The 18,781-nt window shown below is 73.3% G+C and carries 14 protein-coding genes; 7 read left to right on the top strand and 7 right to left on the bottom strand.

The genetic code is table 11. The features are described from left to right. Positions 1-72: 72 nt before the first annotated feature. On the bottom strand, positions 73-2,574 hold the full coding sequence (locus ABZ815_RS16690) for a DNA topoisomerase IV subunit A (RefSeq protein WP_357698540.1): 2,502 nt from the start codon (positions 2,572-2,574) through the stop codon (positions 73-75). A 122-nt stretch (positions 2,575-2,696) separates the two neighbouring features. Here ABZ815_RS16690 and ABZ815_RS16685 point away from each other — a divergent pair, with 122 nt between their 5' ends. Continuing rightward, a complete protein-coding gene (locus ABZ815_RS16685) occupies positions 2,697-3,533 on the top strand; it encodes a TauD/TfdA family dioxygenase (RefSeq protein WP_357698538.1) in 837 nt (278 codons plus the stop codon). Here ABZ815_RS16685 and ABZ815_RS16680 read toward each other — a convergent pair. Further along, positions 3,523-4,353, bottom strand: a complete 831-nt coding sequence (locus ABZ815_RS16680) for a hypothetical protein (RefSeq protein ID WP_357698536.1) — start codon at positions 4,351-4,353, stop codon at positions 3,523-3,525. The genes ABZ815_RS16685 and ABZ815_RS16680 overlap by 11 nt on opposite strands. 313 nt (positions 4,354-4,666) lie before the next feature. On the opposite strand from ABZ815_RS16680, the gene ABZ815_RS16675 reads away from it, so the two are divergent. After that, positions 4,667-6,754 (top strand): RecQ family ATP-dependent DNA helicase, encoded by a 2,088-nt coding sequence (locus ABZ815_RS16675; RefSeq protein ID WP_357698534.1) that lies wholly within the window; start codon positions 4,667-4,669, stop codon positions 6,752-6,754. A gap of 57 nt (positions 6,755-6,811) precedes the next feature. On the opposite strand, the gene ABZ815_RS16670 is transcribed toward ABZ815_RS16675, so the two are convergent. Further along, complete coding sequence (locus ABZ815_RS16670; protein ID WP_357698532.1) at positions 6,812-7,705, bottom strand: sugar kinase; 894 nt, start codon at positions 7,703-7,705, stop codon at positions 6,812-6,814. A gap of 168 nt (positions 7,706-7,873) precedes the next feature. Here ABZ815_RS16670 and ABZ815_RS16665 point away from each other — a divergent pair, with 168 nt between their 5' ends. From ABZ815_RS16665 to ABZ815_RS16650, 4 genes are all read left to right on the top strand, one after another. Further along, the gene (locus tag ABZ815_RS16665; RefSeq protein WP_357698529.1) at positions 7,874-10,543 is read left to right on the top strand and encodes a GNAT family N-acetyltransferase; all 2,670 of its coding nucleotides are present in this window, start codon (positions 7,874-7,876) and stop codon (positions 10,541-10,543) included. A gap of 96 nt (positions 10,544-10,639) precedes the next feature. Then, positions 10,640-11,230: a DUF5998 family protein gene (locus ABZ815_RS16660; protein ID WP_352323634.1), complete on the top strand. Its 591-nt coding sequence runs from the start codon at positions 10,640-10,642 to the stop codon at positions 11,228-11,230. Positions 11,231-11,337: 107 nt separating this feature from the next. Continuing rightward, positions 11,338-12,450 (top strand): nucleotide pyrophosphatase/phosphodiesterase family protein, encoded by a 1,113-nt coding sequence (locus ABZ815_RS16655; RefSeq protein ID WP_357698525.1) that lies wholly within the window; start codon positions 11,338-11,340, stop codon positions 12,448-12,450. Continuing rightward, positions 12,447-13,259: a sulfurtransferase gene (locus tag ABZ815_RS16650; RefSeq protein WP_357698523.1), complete on the top strand. Its 813-nt coding sequence runs from the start codon at positions 12,447-12,449 to the stop codon at positions 13,257-13,259. Before ABZ815_RS16655 ends, ABZ815_RS16650 begins: the two co-directional genes overlap by 4 nt. 13 nt (positions 13,260-13,272) lie before the next feature. Here the strand turns inward: ABZ815_RS16650 and ABZ815_RS16645 are convergent, their stop codons facing one another. The 4 genes from ABZ815_RS16645 to ABZ815_RS16630 form a co-directional block, all read right to left on the bottom strand. Continuing rightward, the gene (locus ABZ815_RS16645) at positions 13,273-15,825 is read right to left on the bottom strand and encodes a CHAT domain-containing tetratricopeptide repeat protein (protein WP_357698521.1); all 2,553 of its coding nucleotides are present in this window, start codon (positions 15,823-15,825) and stop codon (positions 13,273-13,275) included. A 67-nt stretch (positions 15,826-15,892) separates the two neighbouring features. Next, entirely contained in the window at positions 15,893-16,354 is a 462-nt protein-coding gene (locus tag ABZ815_RS16640) for a hypothetical protein (RefSeq protein WP_357698518.1), read from the bottom strand. After that, positions 16,351-16,911 carry a sigma-70 family RNA polymerase sigma factor gene (locus ABZ815_RS16635; protein WP_357698515.1) on the bottom strand — a complete coding sequence of 187 codons (561 nt, stop codon included), beginning with the start codon at positions 16,909-16,911 and terminating at the stop codon, positions 16,351-16,353. Before ABZ815_RS16635 ends, ABZ815_RS16640 begins: the two co-directional genes overlap by 4 nt. 72 nt (positions 16,912-16,983) lie before the next feature. Beyond that, entirely contained in the window at positions 16,984-17,997 is a 1,014-nt protein-coding gene (locus tag ABZ815_RS16630) for a S8/S53 family peptidase (RefSeq protein ID WP_357698513.1), read from the bottom strand. Between the two features lie 176 nt (positions 17,998-18,173). Between ABZ815_RS16630 and ABZ815_RS16625 the strand changes: the two genes are divergently transcribed. Then, a complete protein-coding gene (locus tag ABZ815_RS16625; protein WP_357698511.1) occupies positions 18,174-18,668 on the top strand; it encodes a DUF3145 domain-containing protein in 495 nt (164 codons plus the stop codon). The last annotated feature ends 113 nt before the right edge of the window (positions 18,669-18,781 follow it).

Genomic DNA, 18,781 nt, shown 5'->3' with positions numbered 1-18,781 from the left:
AACAGCCTGACGGGAAACCGCTCTCGCCCGCGTCCGGCGGAGGGGGCCGGGCCCGCCTCCGCCGGACGGCGGTCACTCCTCGTCGGCCGCCTGAGACGTCGGCGCGTCCGTCTCGGGGCCCGCGGCCAGGGCGCCGCCGACGGCGCCGATGGTGTGCGTCAGGCGCACGCCCGAGCCGTCGCGGCGGCCCACCTCCTCCGGCAGCGGCACCGGCTTGCCCACCGCCGACACCGCCTTGGCGGGCGCGGGGCCGGCCCAGGCGAGCAGCAGCTCGTCCTCGCCCTTCAGGAAGCGCTGGGCCCGCACGCCGCCCGTGGCCCGCCCCTTCGGCGGGAACTCGGCGTAGTCGGAGACCTTGCCGCCGCCGACCTGCGTGCCCGGCAGCGCCGTCGAGGACCCGGCCACGGTGACCACCTGCGACGGACGCGAGGGGTCGACCACGCCGAACCAGATCACCCGGGCGCCGTCGTCGAGCCGGATGCCGGCCATGCCGCCCGCCGGACGCCCCTGGGGACGCACCAGCGAGGCCGGGTAGCGCAGGAGCTGGGCGTCGGAGGAGATGAAGACCAGGTCGTGGTCCTCGGAGTCGAGCTCGGCGGCGCCCACCACGGTGTCGCCGTCCTTGAGGGCGATCACCTCGAAGTCGTCGCGGTTGGCCGGGTAGTCGGGCACCACCCGCTTGACCACGCCCTGGGCCGTGCCCAGCGCGAGCCCGGGGCTGTCGGGATCGAGCGAGCCGAGGCCCACGACCTTCTCGTCCGGCTGCAGCGAGACGAACTCGGAGACCGGATGGCCGCCCGACAGCGTCGGCGGGTTGGCCGAGGGCGGCAACGTCGGCAGATCGACCACCTGAACCCGGATCAGCCGCCCGAGCGAGGTCACCACGCCCACCTCACCGCGTACGGACGTGCGCGCCACCGACACCAGCACGTCGTGCGCGGACCGATCGCCGTCACCCGCCAGCGGAGCGGCGTCGGACGTGCGGGCCAGCAGCCCGGTCGAGGACAGCAGCGCCCAGCACGGGTCGTCGGCCACCTGCAGCGACACCACCGGCGTGCGGGCCACGCCCGGCGCCTCCAGCAGCACGGTACGGCGCGGCGTGGCGTACTTCTTGGCCACCTCGGCCAGCTCGCCCGAGACCACCTGCCGCAGCTTCGTCTCCGAGGACAGGATCTCGGTGAGCGCCGCGATCTCCTGGCTCAGCGTCTCCTTCTCGCTGTCGAGCTCCAGCTTGTCGAACCTGGTCAGCCGGCGCAGCGGCGTGTCGAGGATGTAGGCGGCCTGGATCTCGGTCAGGTCGAAGACCTCCATCAACCGGGCGCGGGCCTGCGCCGAGTCGTCGGAGGAACGGATGACCTGGATGACCTCGTCGATGTTGAGCAGCGCGATGATCAGGCCGTCGACCAGGTGCAGGCGCTCCTCGCGCTTGCGCCGGCGGTACTCGGACCTGCGCCGCACGACCTCCAGCCGGTGGTCGACGTAGACCTGCAGCAGCTCGCGCAGGCCGAGCGTGCGCGGCTCGCCGTCGACCAGGGCGACGTTGTTGATGCCGAAGGTCTCCTCCATCGGCGTGAGCCGGTAGAGCTCCTCCAGGACGGCCTCGGGGATGAAGCCGTTCTTGATCTCGATGACCAGGCGCAGGCCCTTGTGCCGGTCGGTGAGGTCCTTCAGGTCGGCGATGCCCTGGAGCTTCTTGTTGGTCACCAGCTCCTTGATCTTGGTGACCACGCGCTCGGGGCCGACGTTGTAGGGCAGCTCGGTGACGATGATGCCCTTGCGCCGCGGCGTGATCTGCTCGACCGCGCACCTGGCCCGCATGCGGAACGTGCCGCGGCCGGTCTCGTAGGCGTCGCGCACGCCCTGCAGCCCGATGATCGAGCCGCCGGTCGGCAGGTCGGGGCCGGGCACGAACTTCATCAGCTCGTCGAGCGTGGCGTCGGGCTTCTTGATCAGGTGACGGGCGGCGGCCACGACCTCGGCGAGGTTGTGCGGCGCCATGTTGGTCGCCATGCCGACCGCGATGCCGGTGGTGCCGTTGACCAGCAGGTTGGGGAACGCCGACGGCATGACCGTGGGCTCGGTCTCCTGGCCGTCGTAGTTGGGCTTGAAGTTGACGGTGTCCTCGTCGAGCGACTCCACCATGAGCATCGCCGCCGGGGCCAGCCTGGCCTCGGTGTACCGCATGGCGGCCGGCATGTCGTCGGGGGAGCCGAAGTTGCCGTGGCCGTCGACCAGCGGCAGGCGCATGGAGAACGGTTGCGCCAGGCGCACGAGGGCGTCGTAGATGGCGCTGTCGCCATGGGGGTGGAGCTTGCCCATGACGTCGCCGACGACGCGCGAGGACTTGACGTGGCCGCGGTCGGGACGCAGGCCCATCTCGCTCATGGAGTAGAGGATGCGCCGCTGCACCGGTTTGAGGCCGTCGCGAGCGTCGGGCAGAGCCCGCTGGTAGATCACCGAGTACGCGTACTCGAGATAGCTCTTGCGCATCTCGGAGGAGACGTCGATGTCGACGATCCGCTCCTCGAAGTCCTCAGGCGGGGGTGCAGTCGTACGTCGGGCCATGTCGAACATTGTGCCGAAGAGACTCGGGTGCCCGCGACTCGTCGGCGCGTCTCCTGGCCTTGACCAAGCAATTGCTTGGGTCTTACCGTCGGAGACGAGGACCCCGTCCCCCCGCCTCCGGAGGCTTCGCCATGATCGAGTTCCATCCCGTGACCAAGCACATCGGCGCCGAGGTCACCGGGGTCGATCTGCGCAAACCCCTCTCCCCGGAAGACGTCGCGACCCTGCGCGAGGGGTGGCTGAGGCATCTGGTGCTCTTCTTCCGCGACCAGCACATCGACGACGAGCAGCACCTTCAGTTCGCCCTCAACTTCGGCACACTCAACCATCCGGCGTTCAAGAAGGACTCCGGCAGCCCGATCCACGTCCTCGACCAGACCTCCCCGAAGGGCGAGGGCGGCGACGAATGGCACAGCGACAACACCTTCGAGCCCACGCCGCCGATGGGCTCGCTGCTGCGCTGCATGCAGCTGCCGAGCGTGGGCGGCGACACCTGCTGGGCCAACACCTACCTGGCCTACGAGACGCTGTCGCCGTCGATCCAGCGGCTGTGCGACGAACTGACGGCCGTGCACGACATCACGATGTCGATGAAGAAGGCGATCTCCAAGGGGCACCCGTTCGACCTGGCCGAGATCCAGGCCAAATGGCCGCCGATCGAGCGCCCGGTCGTCCGCGTGCACGCCGAGACCGGCCGCAAGGCCCTGTTCGTCAACCGCGCCTCCACCACCCGCCTGGTGGGGCTGAGCGACCGCGAGAACGAGGCCCTGCTGCCGATGCTCATCGACCACATCCGCTCGCCCGAGTACCAGTGCAGGCTGAACTGGCGCCCCGGCACGCTCGCCTTCTGGGACAACCGCCCCACCCAGCACTACGCGGTCGCCGACTACACCGAACGCCGCCGCATGCACCGCGTCACGATCAACGCGTTCCCCGAGCACGCGGACGGGCAGGGCCTCACGGCTTGAGGCCCGCCCAGCTCGACAGGGCGAGGAACAGGAGCAGCAGGGCCTCCACGCCGTAGACGATGTTGCGTCCCGTCGGGCCGATGAGCACGTACGCCACGGCGGCCAGCGTGCACCCCACCACCAGGATCACGTCGACGACCCCCAGGACGATGGCCAGCGCCAGGCGTACCAGGAACCACAGGAAGCCCAGGCCGAACCAGCTCGACATCGTGGAGTCGTCGTAGGCCCACCTGGACAGCGCCATGGGGGAGTAGAAGGAGGCGTCCCAAAACTCCTGCCAGCGGTCCCCGATGCCCGCGGAGCGCTCCTTGACGGCGGTCTCGGCGTTCCTGAACTCGATGGTCCGCACGGTGCCGTTCGTGACGTCAACGATCACCTGCCGGCGGACGACCTGGATCACGGCCGTCCCGTTGACCACGGCCGTGAACTCGCCGGAGCCGCTGTTCACCTTGTAGATGTGGTCGAAGCCCGCGACGTCCGGGTTGTCCGGGCTCTTGCGGGCGTCGCGGACGACGACGTAGAAGGCGTCGTCGTCCGCCTCGGGCAGGTTGTACGCGGCGCCGATCGAGAAGACGCCGACCGGCGTGACCAGCGAGGTCTCCCCCGAGACCTGGACCATCCCGTCGGACCCCCACTCCAGCTTCACCGGGAGGAAGGCGGGGTGGTAGGAGGCTTTCACGCCGGTTCCGGCGCAGCCCGCCGTGGTGAGGATCATGACTGCCAGGACCACCCTGGCCACCATCTCGAAGTGGTCTTCCATGCTTCTGCGGCGGCGCGTCGTCGCCGCCGGTGCCGCCGAGGTGCAGGCAAGCCCCGTCATCAGCCCTCCTGGGGGCGAAAGCCGCTTGACGACTGCTCAACGTTCCTCCCCCGCCCAACGTTCCTCCCACCTCCGGCTCCCGCCCCCCGGGCTCCCGGCCCCGGAGGCCCTTCCGAAGGGACAGGACCGTGACGGCCCTCCGCGTCCTTCCCCCTTCCGAAGGGACAGGGCCGTGACGGCCCTCCGCGTCCTTCCCCCTGCCGGAGGAACAGGGCCGTGGCGGGCCTGTTCCGCGCGCTTTCCCCCTCCCCTCCGGAGGGACAGGGGTCGTGGTGGGCCTGTTCCGTCGGTGGGAGCTGGTAATAAGGGGGGCATGATTGAAGCCCCCGACGCGGCGATGCTGCGCGAAGAGGCCGAGGAGCGCCTACGGGCCCTGGCCGGCGACCACGCCCGGCTGCGAGACGACCAGTGGTCCGCCATCGAGGCGCTCGTGCTCGACCGGCGCAGGGTCCTCGTCGTGCAGCGCACAGGCTGGGGCAAGTCCGCCGTCTACTTCGTGGCCACCGCCTTGCTGCGCGAGCTCGGCGAGGGCCCCACGGTCATCGTCTCGCCGCTGCTCGCCCTCATGCGCAACCAGATCGCCGCCGCCGAGCGCGCCGGCATCAGGGCCGTCACGATCAACTCCGCCAACCCCGAGGCGTGGGAGGAGATCTACGGCCAGGTCGCCGAGGGCATGGTCGACGTGCTGCTGGTCAGCCCCGAGCGGCTCAACAACCCCGACTTCCGCGACAACGTGCTGCCCGAGCTGGCCGAGAGCGCCGGCCTGGTCGTCGTCGACGAGGCCCACTGCATCTCCGACTGGGGCCACGACTTCCGGCCCGACTACCGCAGGCTCGCCACGCTGTTCGACGAGCTGCCGCCCGGCATCCCCGTGCTGGCCACCACCGCCACGGCCAACGCCCGCGTCACCCGCGACGTCGCCGAGCAGATGGGCGAGGGCACGTTCGTGCTGCGCGGCGCGCTGGAGCGCGAGAGCCTGCACCTGAGCGTCGTCAAGCTGCCCTCGGCCGAGCAGCGCCTGGCCTGGCTGGCCCAGACCCTGCGCGAGCTGCCGGGCTCGGGCATCGTCTACACGCTCACCGTCGCCGCCGCCCACGAGATCGCCGGCTACCTGCGCGAGCAGGGCCACGAGGTGGCCGCCTACTCCGGACAGACCGACCCGGCCGAGCGGCTGGCCGCCGAGGAGGCGCTGCTCAACAACAAGATCAAGGCGCTGGTCGCCACCAGCGCGCTCGGCATGGGGTTCGACAAGCCCGATCTGGGGTTCGTCGTGCACGTCGGCGCGCCGCAGTCGCCCGTCGCCTACTACCAGCAGGTCGGCCGTGCCGGGCGCGGCGTCGAGCGCGCCGAGGTCATCCTGCTGCCCGGCGCCGAAGACCGCGAGATCTGGGCCTACTTCACCTCCCTGGCCTTCCCGCCCGAGCCCGTCGTGCGCGCCACCCTCCAGGCGCTCGAACAGGGCGGCGTGATGTCCACCCCGGCCCTGGAGACCGCGGTCGACCTGAGCCGCAGCCGCCTGGAGATGATGCTCAAGGTCCTCGACGTCGACGGCGCCGTACGCCGGGTCAAGGGCGGCTGGGAGTCGACCGGCGAGCCCTGGGTGTACGACACCGAGCGCTACGCCCGCATCGCCGCCGAGCGCAAGGCCGAGCAGGACGCCATGCTGCGCTACCTGACCACCGAGGAGTGCCGCGAGCAGTACCTGCGCCGCCACCTCGACGACGACACCGCCACGCCCTGCGGCCGCTGCGACAACTGCACCGGCCGCCACCGTTCACCGGAGATCGCCGCCCAGGCCGTCGAGACCGCCCGCGAACGCCTGAGCAGGCCCGGTGTCGAGATCGAGGCGCGCAGGCAGTGGCCGAGCGGCCTCGCCGACCTGTCCGGCAGGATCAAGCCCGAGCTCGGCGCAGAGCCGGGCCGCGCGCTCGGCCGGCTGACCGACATCGGCTGGGGCAACCGGCTGCGCGAGCTGCTCGCCGGAGCCGACGGGCCGATGGCCGACGACATGTTCAAGGCCGTGATCCAGGTGTTGTCGGCGTGGGGCTGGCAGGAGCGGCCGGTGGCCGTGGTCAACGTGCCGTCCGCGACGCGCCCGCAGCTCGTGCGCGGCTTCGCCGAGCGGCTGGCGCAGGTGGGCCGGCTGACCTACCTGGGCGAGCTGGGCTACCGGGCGGGGTCGCCGGGCCGGCAGTTCAACAGCGCCAAGCGCGTCCAGGCGATCAGAGGCACCCTGGCGATGCCCAAGGAGCTCGGAGCCGCGATCGCCGACTGCGGCGGCCCGGTGCTGCTGGTGGACGACCGCGTGGACACCGGCTGGACGATGACCCTGGCGGCGGCCCTGATCCGCCACGCGGGCGCACCGGCCGTGCTCCCGCTCGCGCTGGCCACCACCTCGTAGCGGCGCCAGGGAGAACCCCGGCTGGGACGGCGACGCCCCGGCCGGGGAGGGGACGGGTCAGAACGGGGGACGTGCACCCAGGTGCATGATCGCCTTGGCCGCGAGCCGGCAACCGGCGGCCAGCGACTCGGCCGGCGGCTTGCCGGCCAGCCACGGCGGCAGGAACCCGGCCGAGAACGCGTCGCCCGCGCCCGTGCCGTCAACGATCTTGTCGACCGGCTCGGCGGCCACCCGGACCGGGTCGGGACGGCCGTTGCTGAACCACAGCGCGCCCTCGGCGTTCATCTTGATGATGACCTGCGGGAACCACGCGGTGAGCACCTTGGCGGCGGCCTCGGCCTCGTCGCGGCCGGTCAGCACCTTGGCCTGGTCGATGTTGGCGAACAGCAGCTTCGCGCCGTTGGTCCATTCGAGGAAGGGCTCGGCGCCCGTACGCTCCAGCGGAGCCGACGAGGCGCAGTCGACCGAGATCGACATGCCGGAGCGCCGCGCCATGTCGAGCGCCGCGAGACCGGCGTCGCGCGAGCCCTCGTTGATCAGCGTGTAGCCCGACAGGTGCAGGTGGGCGCCCGAGGTGAACAGGTCGCGCGGCAGGTCCTCCGGCGACAGGGCGGCGTTGGCGCCCGGGTCGGAGAGCATCGTGCGCTCGCCCTTGTGCGTGACGAGCACCACGCAGGTGCCGGTGGGCCGCTCGGGGTCCATGACGAGCCGGGCGTCGACGCCGTAGCCCATCAGTTCCATGTCGCGGTTGCGGCCGGTGATGTCGGCGCCCCTGCGGCCGATGAAGGCCACCTCCGCGCCCTCGACGGCGAGCCACGAGGCGATGTTGGCGCCGGAGCCACCGCCGTGCATCGTCACGATCGCGGGCGTGTCGCTCGCGCGGGCGAGCGCGTAACGGGCGCGCGCGACCGCGTCGGTCATGAGATCGCCCACCACGACGACCCGCGTCATGATGCCACCACCTTGCTGCCTTCAGAACGACCCTGGCCACGGCAAAACTAACAGCTTCCGGGCTGTTCGTGGGGCTGACCCCGGACACCGGGCAGCAGTCGATGCACAAGCGTTGCCCAAAGAGGCCCACCGGTCTTGGCATGTGGGATGCGGGTTTACGCTCGTGGCGTGGAGGCACAGTATCCGGCTCACTGGGAGGCCGACGTCGTTCTGGCCGACGGGGGCACCGCGCACGTACGCCCGATCAGGCCCGCCGACGCCGACCGTCTCCGTGCTTTCTACTCCCGTCTGTCCGCCGAGTCGATCTATTTCCGGTTCTTCGGCCCCCGTCCCCGGTTGTCCGACCGCGACGTCGAACGTTTCACCAACGTCGACTACGACAACCGTGTGGCCCTCATCGCCACCATCGGCGCCGAGATGGTCGCGGTGATCCGCTACGACCGCACCGAGCCGGGCGAGGCCGAGGTCGCCTTCCTGGTCGAGGACGCCCACCAGGGCAGGGGAGTGGCCTCCGTCCTGCTGGAGCACCTGGCGGCCACGGCCCGCGAGCGCGGCATCGAGCGGTTCGTCGCCGACGTGCTGCCCGCCAACATGAAGATGATGGGTGTCCTGCGGCAGGCCGGCTACACCGCGGAGAGCCGGTTCGCCGACGGCGTCGTCCGCATGACCCTCGACCTGACCCCGACCGAGACCTCGGCGGAGGTGACGGCCTCGCGCGAGCATCGGGCCGAGTCCCGGTCGATCGCGCGCCTGCTGGCGCCCGGGTCGGTCGCGGTCATCGGCGCCTCGCGCGAGCCCGGGGGCGTCGGCCAGACCGTCCTGCGCAACCTGCTGGCCGCCGACTTCACCGGCCCCGTCTACCCCGTCCACCGCCAGGTGCGGGCCGTCGCGGGCGTGCGGGCCTACCCGAGCGTGACGGCGATCGACGGCGAGGTCGACCTGGCGGTCGTGGCCGTGCCCGCGGAGGGCGTGCTCGACGTGGTCAAGGAGTGCGCCGAGAAGGGCGTCCACGGGCTGGTCGTGGTCTCCTCCGGCTTCGGCGAGACCGGCGCGTCCGGCCGCGCCAGGCAGGACGAGCTGGCCCGCATCGCCCGCTCCTACGGCCTGCGCGTGGTCGGCCCCAACTGCCTCGGCATCGCCAACACCGCCCCGGCCGTCAAGCTCAACGCCACGCTGGCCGCCACCGTGCCGGGCCGCGGCCGGGTGGGCTTCTTCAGCCAGTCGGGCGCGCTCGGCACCGCGCTGCTCCAGCGGGTGGCCCAGCGCGGCATGGGCATCTCGTCGTTCGTCTCGGCCGGCAACCGCGCCGACGTGTCCGGCAACGACCTCCTCCAGTACTGGGAGGAGGACGACGCGACCGAGGTCATCCTGCTCTACCTGGAGTCGCTGGGAAACCCGCGCAAGTTCACCCGCCTGGCCAGGCGCATCGCGCGCAGCAAGCCGATCGTGGTGGTCAAGAGCGGCGGCACCCCGGCCGGCCACTCGGCCGAGGAGCTGGGGCTGCCCGACTCCGCGATCAGCTCCCTGTTCGCCCAGGCGGGCCTGATCAGGGTCGACGACCTCATCCAGCTCTTCGACGTGGGCCAGCTCCTGGCCTACCAGCCGCTGCCCGCCGGGCCCAGGGTCGCGCTGGTGACCAACTCCGACGCCCTCGGCCTGCTGGCCGCCGACGCCTGCCTGGCGGCCGGCCTCGAACCGCGCCCACCGGTCAACCTGGGTGCCGCGGCCGGGCCGGCCGAGTTCGGCGCGGCGCTCGCCGGCGAGCTGGCCGCCGAGGAGGTCGACGCCGCCGTCGTGATCTACATGCCGCCGATCCCCGGCGAGTCGGACGAGGTGGCGGCCGAGCTGCTGCGCGTCTCGCAGGGGTCGGCCAAACCGGTGCTGGCCACGTTCCGCGGGCATCTCGGCATGCATCCGTCGTTGCGGGTGCCCGGCGACTCCGGCGGTGTGCCCGCGCGGGGCTCCATCCCGTCGTACGCGGCGCCGGAGGAGGCCGTCAGGGCCCTGGCCCACGTGGTGCGGTACGCCACCTGGCGGGCGCATCCGGCCGTGCCGCCGCCCGAGCTCGACGGTCTCGACACCGCCCGCGCCCGCGCGCTGGTCCTGGCCGCGCTGTCCGGCGCCCCGGCCCCGGCGGGGGAGGAGCCGGGCGGGTTCGCCGAGCCCGGTCCGCCGGTCGAGATCGACGCCGCCGAGCTGCTGTCGTGCTACGGGCTGACCGTCTGGCCCGCCGAGGTCGTCCGCTCGCCGGAGGAGGCCGTGGCCGCCGCCGAACGGCTCGGCTGGCCGGTGGTGCTCAAGGTGGCCGACCCGGGGGCCTCGCGCCGCGCCGGGACCGTACGCCTGGGGCTGACCGGGCCCGAGATGGTGCGCAACGCCTACGCCGAGTTCGCCGACCAGCTCGGCGAGCGGGTCGAGCTGGCCGTCCAGCGCATGGCGCCGCAGCCGGCCGTGCCCACGGTCGTGGGGGTCGTCGAGGATCGCGCGTTCGGGCCGGTGGTGTCGTTCGGGCTCGGTGAGGTGACCGCCCGCCTGCTGCTCGACCAGGGCTTCCGGCTCGCCCCGCTGACCGGCGAGGACGCCGCGGCCCTGGTGCGTTCCGTCCGCGCGGCCCCGCTGCTCTTCGGCCAGTACGGCTACCCGCCCGTCGCCGTCCCCGCCCTGGAGGAGCTGCTCGTACGTGTGGGCCGCCTGGCCAACGACCTGCCGGAGGTGGCCCGGCTCGACCTCGACCAGGTGTTGGTGGGGGAGTCGGAGGTGCTGGTCCTGGGCGCCCGCGCCACCCTGCGCACCCCGGCCGGACCACGCCTGGACGGCGGCCCGCGACGGCTCTCCTGACCACGCCCACCATGTCGTTCATGTCTAGACAAAGACGTTCATAGAGCGTTATGTCTGGCGGGTGAGTGCACTGCGCGGCCCTGGCAGGATGGAGGCATGAGGGAAACCCGAGTCTCAGCCGCGGGCCTGCGTGAAGCGATCGAGCGCAGCGGCTACTACCCCGACCTCGTCACCGATGCGGTCGAATCCGCGCTGGGCAAGGAGGCCGTGACCGCGTTCGTGGTCCACCACGAGGCCACCTTCGATCCCGCGATGGAGGTTCGCAGGCACGTCACCGTCCTGGTGCTGTCGACGACGAGGCTGCTGGTCTGCCACACCGACGAGCACCCGGCGGTGGAGGGCGTCTCGGCCTCCCACGCGTCCACGACGACCGAGGCGGTCCGCCTGAGCCGCGTCCAGTCGGTGGCCGTCACCCGCGTGGTGCCCGACCCGGCCTCCTACGTGCCGGGCGTGCCGCCCACCGAGGTCACCCTGACGATCGGCTGGGGCGCGATCTCCCACGTCGACCTTGAGCCGGCCACCTGCGGCGACGAGAACTGCGACGCCGACCACGGCTACACCGGCGCCATCACGGCCGACGACCTGTCGCTGCGGGTCAGCGAGGCGGCCGACGGTCCCGAGGCGGTCACCCACGTGCTGGCCTTCGCCAAGGCGCTCTCCGAGGCCACCGCCCGAGCCGCCGCCTGACCACACCCGGCCACCCCCACAGCAGCCGTCAGAGCCACCGTCAGGACCACTGCCACAGCCATCCGCCGGGCCGCCGCCGGGCCACGGCCGGCCACTAGGATGTGGGGATGCTGCCGGACTACGGCGCCGGGTCGCTGGCGGACCTCCCCGGTTCGCTGCTGGCCGCCCTCGGCCTGACCGAGCCCAACCCGCTGGCCCTCGACCCCGCGGCGCGCGTCTGCCTGCTCCTGGTCGACGGCCTGGGGGCCGAGCTGCTCCGCGCCCACCCCGAGACCGCCCCCTTCCTGTCCGCCCTCCCCGCCCGCACCCTCACCGCCGGTTTCCCCGCCACCACCGTCACCAGCCTGTGCTCGCTCGGCACCGGCCTGACCCCCGGCGAGCACGGCATGGTCGGCCTGATGCTGGCCGTCCCCGGCACCGGCCACCTGTTCAACTGCCTGCGCTGGACGCTCCCCGGCGGCCAGACGATGGACCCCGACGAGTGGCAGCCCGCGCCCACCGTCTACCAGCGCGCCGCCGCCCAGGGTGTCGACGCCGTCTACGTCGCCCCCGCCGAGTTCGAGGGCTCCGGCCTGACCAGGGCCGTCTACCGCGGCGTGCGCTACGTGGCCGCCGACGGCGTCGACGCCACCGTCGCCCGCGTCGCCGAGGCCCTGCGTGCCACGCCCCGCGCCCACGTCACCGCCTACTACGGCAACCTCGACGCCGTCGGCCACATGGCCGGGTGGGGTGGCGAGGAGTGGCTGAGCGAGCTGGCCGTCGTCGACGACCTGGCCCGGCGGCTGGCCGAGTCGCTGCCGCCCGGCTCGGCTCTCTACGTCACCGCCGACCACGGCATGGTCAACGCCACCGAGAAGATCGACGCCGAGAGCGTGCCCGCGCTGACCGAAGGGGTGGCGCTGCTCGGCGGAGAGGCCCGGGCCAGGCACGTCTACGCCCGGCCCGGAGCCGCCGGCCACGTCCTGGAGGCGTGGCGCGCGACCCTCGGCGACCGCGCCTGGGTAGTGTCCAGGCAGGAGGCGGTCGAGTCCGGCTGGTTCGGGCCCCGGGTGCGCGAGGCGTGGCTGGGCCGCATCGGCGACGTCGTGGTCGTGCCCCGCGCCGGCCTGGCCCTCACCGCCCCCACCCGTCATCCGATCGAGGCGCTGTTCACGGGCTACCACGGCTCGCTGACCGCCGCCGAGCTCAACGTCCCGCTGCTGGAGGTAACCACCCGATGAGTGCGCTGATCACGCCCGCCGAGCTGGCCGCGCTGCCCGACGTGTCCGTGCTCGACGTGCGCTGGCGGCTGAACGGCCCGCCCGGGATCGAGCTCTACCGCGAGGGGCACCTCGCGGGCGCCGTCTTCTGCGACGTCGACGCCGACCTCGCCGCGCCGCCCGGCGCCGCCGGCCGCCACCCGCTGCCCGGCGCCGGCGAGTTCCAGCGGGCCATGCGGGCGCTCGGCGTGTCCGACGGGCGTCCGGTCGTGGTCTACGACGACGCCGGCTCCACGACCGCCGCCCGCGCCTGGTGGGCGCTGCGCTACTTCGGCCATCGATCCGTACGCGTGCTCGACGGCGGCCTGACGGCCTGGGCCGAGGCCGGCCTGCCGCTCACGAAGGACGAGCCCGAGGTCGTGCCCGGAGACTTCACCGCCAGGCCCGGCGGCATGCCGACCCTGACGGCCGACGAGGCCGCCGCGGTGGCCGCCGAGGGCGTGCTGCTCGACGCCCGCGCCGCCGAACGCTACCGGGGCGAGGTCGAGCCCGTCGATCCGGTGGCCGGTCACGTGCCCGGCGCGGTGAACGCGCCCACGACCGGCAACGTGGGCCCGGGCGGCAGGTTCCTCGCCCCCGCCGACCTGCGTGACCGCTTCGCCGCGCTGGGCGTGCGCGAGGGTGTCCCGGTCGGCGCGTACTGCGGGTCGGGCGTCACCGCCGCCCACGAGGTGCTGGCCCTGGAGCTGGCCGGCCTGCCCGCCGCCCTCTACGTCGGCTCCTGGTCCAACTGGGTCGCCGACCCCACCCGCCCGGTGGCCACCGGCTGAGGCCGGCACCTGGTCAGCCGGCCGGGTAGAGGGGCCGGTCGCCCGCGCCGAAGCAGACGAACCCCAGCAGCCCGGTCTTGGCCGACGCGCAGGCCAGGGCCGCGTCAGGTGCCTGCCCGGAGGCGAGCAGCTCGTGGAAGGCACCCATCATGGCCATCGCGGCCTCGTCGCCGATGGGCACCATCCCCGCCACCACGCACGAGCTCCCGTGCGCCAGGAACGTGCCCGGAAGGCCCAGCGGCGCCCCCTCCGCCGGCGTGCGGGCCATGCCCGAGTTGCACGCCGACAACACGACCAGCTCCGGCGCGCGGCTCAGGCCCAGCAGGTCGTAGGCCATGAGCTGCCCGTCGCCGAGGGTGATGCCGGACAGCAGCGGGCTGCGGGCGTTGAAGGCGCCGTGCGCGGCCAGGTGGAGGACGTCGGCCGCGCCGAGCGCCGTCAGCACGTCGGCCCTGCGGCCGGGCACCTCCCGCCCACCCGGATGGCAGGCCAGCACGCGGGCCACCTCCTCCTCGGCATGGACCAGCGCCGGCCCGGCCGCCGCCAGCACCACCGGGGCGGCCTCCCGTACGCGGGCCCGCCGCCGCGCCCCCGCCCAGGCCGCCGCGCTCGCCGCCACGCTCACGGGACGTTCGCGCAGCCCCGGCAGCGCGCCCCACGGCAGGGTGTGCAGCGGCCCCACGGGCACCACCACCAGCGGCCGGTCGCCCAGCTCGGCCTTGAGCGGCCCCAGCAGCAGCCGCTCCAGCTCCGCACCGGCGCCGGTCAGCTCCGTGAGCGCCCGCGCGGGACCGGCCACGTCGAGCCCGGCACCCCACTGACGCAGGGCGTGGCGCAGCCGCATGATCGCCTCACGCGCCTGCCGCACGTCGCCCAGCCGCCGCAGGATCAGCCGTTCACCGGTGACGAGCACCGCCAGCAGCGTCTCCTCGTCGGCCACGAACTCCACCAGTGCCGCGCCGTCGAGCGCCGCCCGCACCTGGTCGATCTCGGCCAGGCCGCACGCGTGCTCCGGCGCCGCGACCGCACGCCACCGCTCGGCCCACTCGAACACCTCGCCCACGCACCCGTCGCGCACCGCCAGCCCCAGCCCGAAGGCGGCCAGCCGCTCCCCGGACCGGGCGGCATGGGCGCGCAACGCCGGATCCTCGAACGTCTCCACCTGCCCGCTCACCTCGGCCAGCCCGTCACGGACCGCCCGCAGCGCCCCCGCGACGTCCTCCCGCAGCGCCGCCTCCAGGGCCAGGGCGTGCTGGCGTACGGTCACCGGGATCTGCGCGAGCTGCGTGGGCTGCGGCTCGGGGGCCAGCGAGGTCAGGCGGGTGCCGGCGGGCATCCAGCGCTCGGCGCGCTCGGCGTGCCGGGTGAGCCTGCGGAGCTGCGCCGAGGCCACCGGATGGTCGTCGACGGCCAATGCCGCCTCGGCCGCGGCCAGCCGCAGCGCCGCGGCGGCGGCCACGTGCGAGGAGACGTCCTCCAACTCGTCGGCGCACCGGATCAGATCGGTGACCAGCGCGGACGTGACCGGCCCGAGCACCAGCCGGGCCCGCAGGACGACCTCCTCGGCCAGCGGCAGCCACGACAGCCGCTCCTGCTCGGCCAGCTCGCGCGCCGCCTGCTCGGCCACCTGCCGCGCCCGGTGGGGGTCGCCGGTGAGCAGCTCGACCTGGGCCAGCTTCAGCCGCGCCTCGGCCAGCGCCACCTGCGCGCCGGAGGACTCCAGATCGGGCACGGCCAGGCTCAGCATGGCCCTGGCCTCGCCGGGCAGGTGGGCCGCCAGCAGCGCGCCGGCGAAGTCGGCCCGCATCGTGGCCAGCCGCTCGGGGAAGCCGAACAAGGTGTCCTCCGCCTCCCGGTAATGCTCGAACGCGCCCGCGATGTCCCCCCGCCGCACCGCGAGGAACGGCAGGTTGGCGGCCGACAGCCGGGCCAGGTGGCGCAGGCCGGCGTTCCGGGCGAGCTGCAGGCAGGCCGCGATGTCGCGCATGGCGGACTCCCAGTCGCCCCGGTAGGCGTGGATGAGCCCCCGGTTGAGCAGGCCGCCGGCCAGGAAACGCCGGTCGTCGACCGTGCCCGGTGCGGCCACGAGGGCCCGCAGCGCCCGGTCGCAGGCGGCGATGGCCTCCTGGTGACGGCCCAGGTGGGCCAGGGCGACCGCCCGCTGCGTGTCGAGCTTGGCGCGGTCGAGCGGGGACAGATACGCCCATGCCAGGGCGGCCACGCGCAGCGCCTGAAGCGGGTGCCCCCGCTCGGTGCGTACGGTGACCAGCGACAGCCGCGCCTGGGCCCGGCGCTCGGCCGGGGCGTCCGGGATGGCGATGGCCTGCCGCAGGCAGTGTTCGGCACTGAGAAGGTCGCCCAGCTCGCGGGCGGCCAGCGCCATGGCGCGCAGCGCGATCGCCTCGGCCTCCGGCGCTCCGGCACGGCGGGCGGCGGCGAGGACGGTGCGGCCGGCGTAAAGGGCCTGTTCGGGATCGACGTGCGCGCGCAGCACGGCGGCCTCGGCCGTCTCGACGAGCGGACCGTGGTCGGCTGCTGATCCTGGTGGGGGTGACGTGACGCTCATGGGGGACTGACCGGCGGGGAGGAGGGGGCGGGGGTGTACGGCGCGGACGTGTGCCTCGGCGGAGGCGTCACGGCCGGATGCGCACCCACCTGGTCTGGACGGGCGCGTGACCGGGACGGTGGCACACCACGCTCAGCCACCCCGGCGGCAGCCCGGTGACCGCGAACCGGCCGTTGTGGGCGATCTGCCGGGTGAGGGTCAGATGCGGGGTGCGCACGTCGACGACGGAGTCTTCCCCGGGGTCGGGGAAGATCTGACCGGCGACGTCGATCAGCCCGTCGCCCACGGTCACCTCCAGGTCGAAGGTGAGACCGTCGGTGACGAACCGCACCAGCTGGGCCCCGTCGTCGAGGTCGGCGGCGACGGACCGCGACGCGCGGCCCTCGGCGGGGTCGGCCGGGTCGGCGGTCACCGCGTGCGGAACGCGCAGCCCGTAGATCTCACGCGCGGAGGCCGACACGTGCCCGGGCATCGGATCCATTCCGGCGGCGAGCCGGAGGGCCGCCAGGAAGTACTCGTCGTTGATCATTGCGCTGTCTCCTGTAGTGAGAGCAGAGTGCGCAGTTTCTCCAGGCAGCGGGCCCTGGTCGGCCCCACGCTGCCCACGGGCAACCCGAGCCGCATCGCCATCTGCTGGTTGCCCAGATCGGTCGCGACCAGCTGCAGCAGAGTACGGCAGGGTTCCTGCAGGGCGGAGACCGACTTCCACAGCAGGCGCCTGCCGTCGGCCTCCAGCACGGCGGACGCGGGATCCGGCTCCTCGACGGCCCCGAAGGTGGGCCTTCCCTCCGGATCGCTGACCAGCAGGCCCGACGACTCCTTCCGCAGCAGGAGGAGCGCCTCACGGCGGGTGGTCGTCATCAGCCAGCCGCCCACCCGCGAGGGGTCGCGGATGTCGTGCATGTGCTGGAGCAGCCGCAGCCAGGCGCCCTGGACCGCGTCGGCGGCATCGGCCTCGCCCAGCCCGCACGAGCGGGCCAGCGCCCACATGCGCGGGCCGAACCGGGACTCCAGCTCGTCCCAGGCGGATCGGTCGCCGTCGGCCGCGTCGAGGAGCAGCTTCGCCGGATCGCGCAAGTCGCTCATGCGGCCTCCTTTCGTCCCACACGGGGAGGTCATCCTGTCTCCTCGTGATTGACTGAGGACTGAGCGTAAACTCTACAGACTCGTGGGTACGAGAACTCCCAGATCGGGAATTTGCCGGGACCGCCGGGAGTCGAGCAGTCGCTCCACGGCCTCCTTGGCCGGTTCGCTCCGGGCGGCGTCGGCCACGGCCCCCGACACCAGGGCGGCGGCGAACGACGTGCCGCTCCAGGCGGCGTAGCCGCCGAACTCGCCCGTGTCCAGGAAACTGCTGGTCAGCCAGTCGCCGCGGGCGCAGGCGTCGACCCAGGTGCCGTACCCGGAGAAGGGCGCGCGGCGCTCCTGCGCGGCGTCGAGGGCCGCCACGCCCACCGCGCACGGCAGGGCGGCGGGCCAGAACGGCCGGTCGGAGGCGGTGTTGCCGGCGCAGGCCACCGTCACCGTGTCCTTCAGCGCGCCGATGGCGTCGGACAGCAGGGGCGGCGGCCGGTCGTCGAAGGAGTGGCAGCCGAAGGAGAGGTTGAGCACCTGGGGCGGGTCCTCGCGCATGCGGTGGAGGGTGCGCACCACGGTCGCCTCGTCGCCCAGGCCGTCGCCGTCGAGCACCCGGCGCACCCGGAGCCTGGCCCCGGGCGCCTGGCGGGTCAGCAGGCCGGCGACGAACGTGCCGTGCCCGGCCTGCGTCCCCTGGACGGCGTCGGCGCCCTCGGGGCCGAGCCGGGTGTACCAGTCGCTGCCCGACCACCACGGATGTTTCGCCACGCCGGTGTCGAGCACGGCCACGACCACGTCGGAACGCGACCTGCCCGCCCGGTACGACACCGGCGGCACGGGGAAGGGCCGGGAGGCCGGGCCGCCGAAGAACAGCGGCTGGCCGGTGACCACGTGGTTGGGCGAGGCACGGAAGCCCCGGTCGCGCAACTCGGCGGTGATCTCGCACGGGTCCACCCCGGCCGACAGATGCAGGACGGTCACTCCGTCGGCCTCGGAGACCGCCTGCGTCCAGCGGGCGGCGACCGACACCGCGCCACGGTCGGCCAGCACCTGACCTGGCCTGATGTACGCCTCGCCGACAGATTGCATGTCCATGAGGCGGTATGTTTCCCCGCCTGCCACAACTGTCACGTGACACGCCCGCACCAACTTGGTATGGCCCCCCTCTGGTGTCCGATGGCGACCGACGGTAGTCTCTCCCTAGTCACTTGTGATCATCCCGGGGCGAGGCCGTTGGGGAAGGCGCACCTCGTACCGAAACGGGAGGTCCGGTGTCTGCTCGTGGCGTGCTTTACGTCCACTCGGCTCAGCCCGCGCTGTGCCCTCACATCGAATGGGCAGTCGCGGGTGTCCTTGGCGTGCCCGTTGATCTGACGTGGACACCGCAACCAGCCGCGCCGAACGTCGTGCGCGCGCAGGCGGAGTGGGAGGGCCGCGCCGGTATCGCGGCGGCCATCGCCTCTTCCCTCATGGGCTGGCAGCGCCTGAGATTCGAGATCACCGAGGATCCCTCGCCCGGCGTCGACGGCTCCAGACACGCCTACACGCCGACGCTCGGCGCCTTCACGGCGGTCATCGGCGCGGCCGGGGACATCATGATCTCCGAAGACCGCCTGCGTGCCGCCATGATGACGGCCGCCCAGGGCCGGTCCGTGCTGGAGGACGAGCTCGACAAGCTGCTCGGCCGGCCGTGGGACGAAGAGCTGGAGCCCTTCCGGTACGCCGGCGACGGCGCTCCCGTCCGCTGGCTGCACGCCGCCGTCTGACCCGTCCCGCCTCCCGCTGAGCGCCCGCCGAGGGCGGCCGGCATCGGGCCGCCGTCCCGCGCCTTGTGATTCAGGCCATCACCAAGGCGTCAAGCAGCGGAAAGGCCCCGCAC

Source organism: Nonomuraea sp. NPDC047529 (assembly GCF_040642995.1).
Lineage (GTDB): Bacteria > Actinomycetota > Actinomycetes > Streptosporangiales > Streptosporangiaceae > Nonomuraea.
Note: the sequence above shows the minus strand (reverse complement) of the source record. Positions and strands in the feature narration are given on the sequence as shown.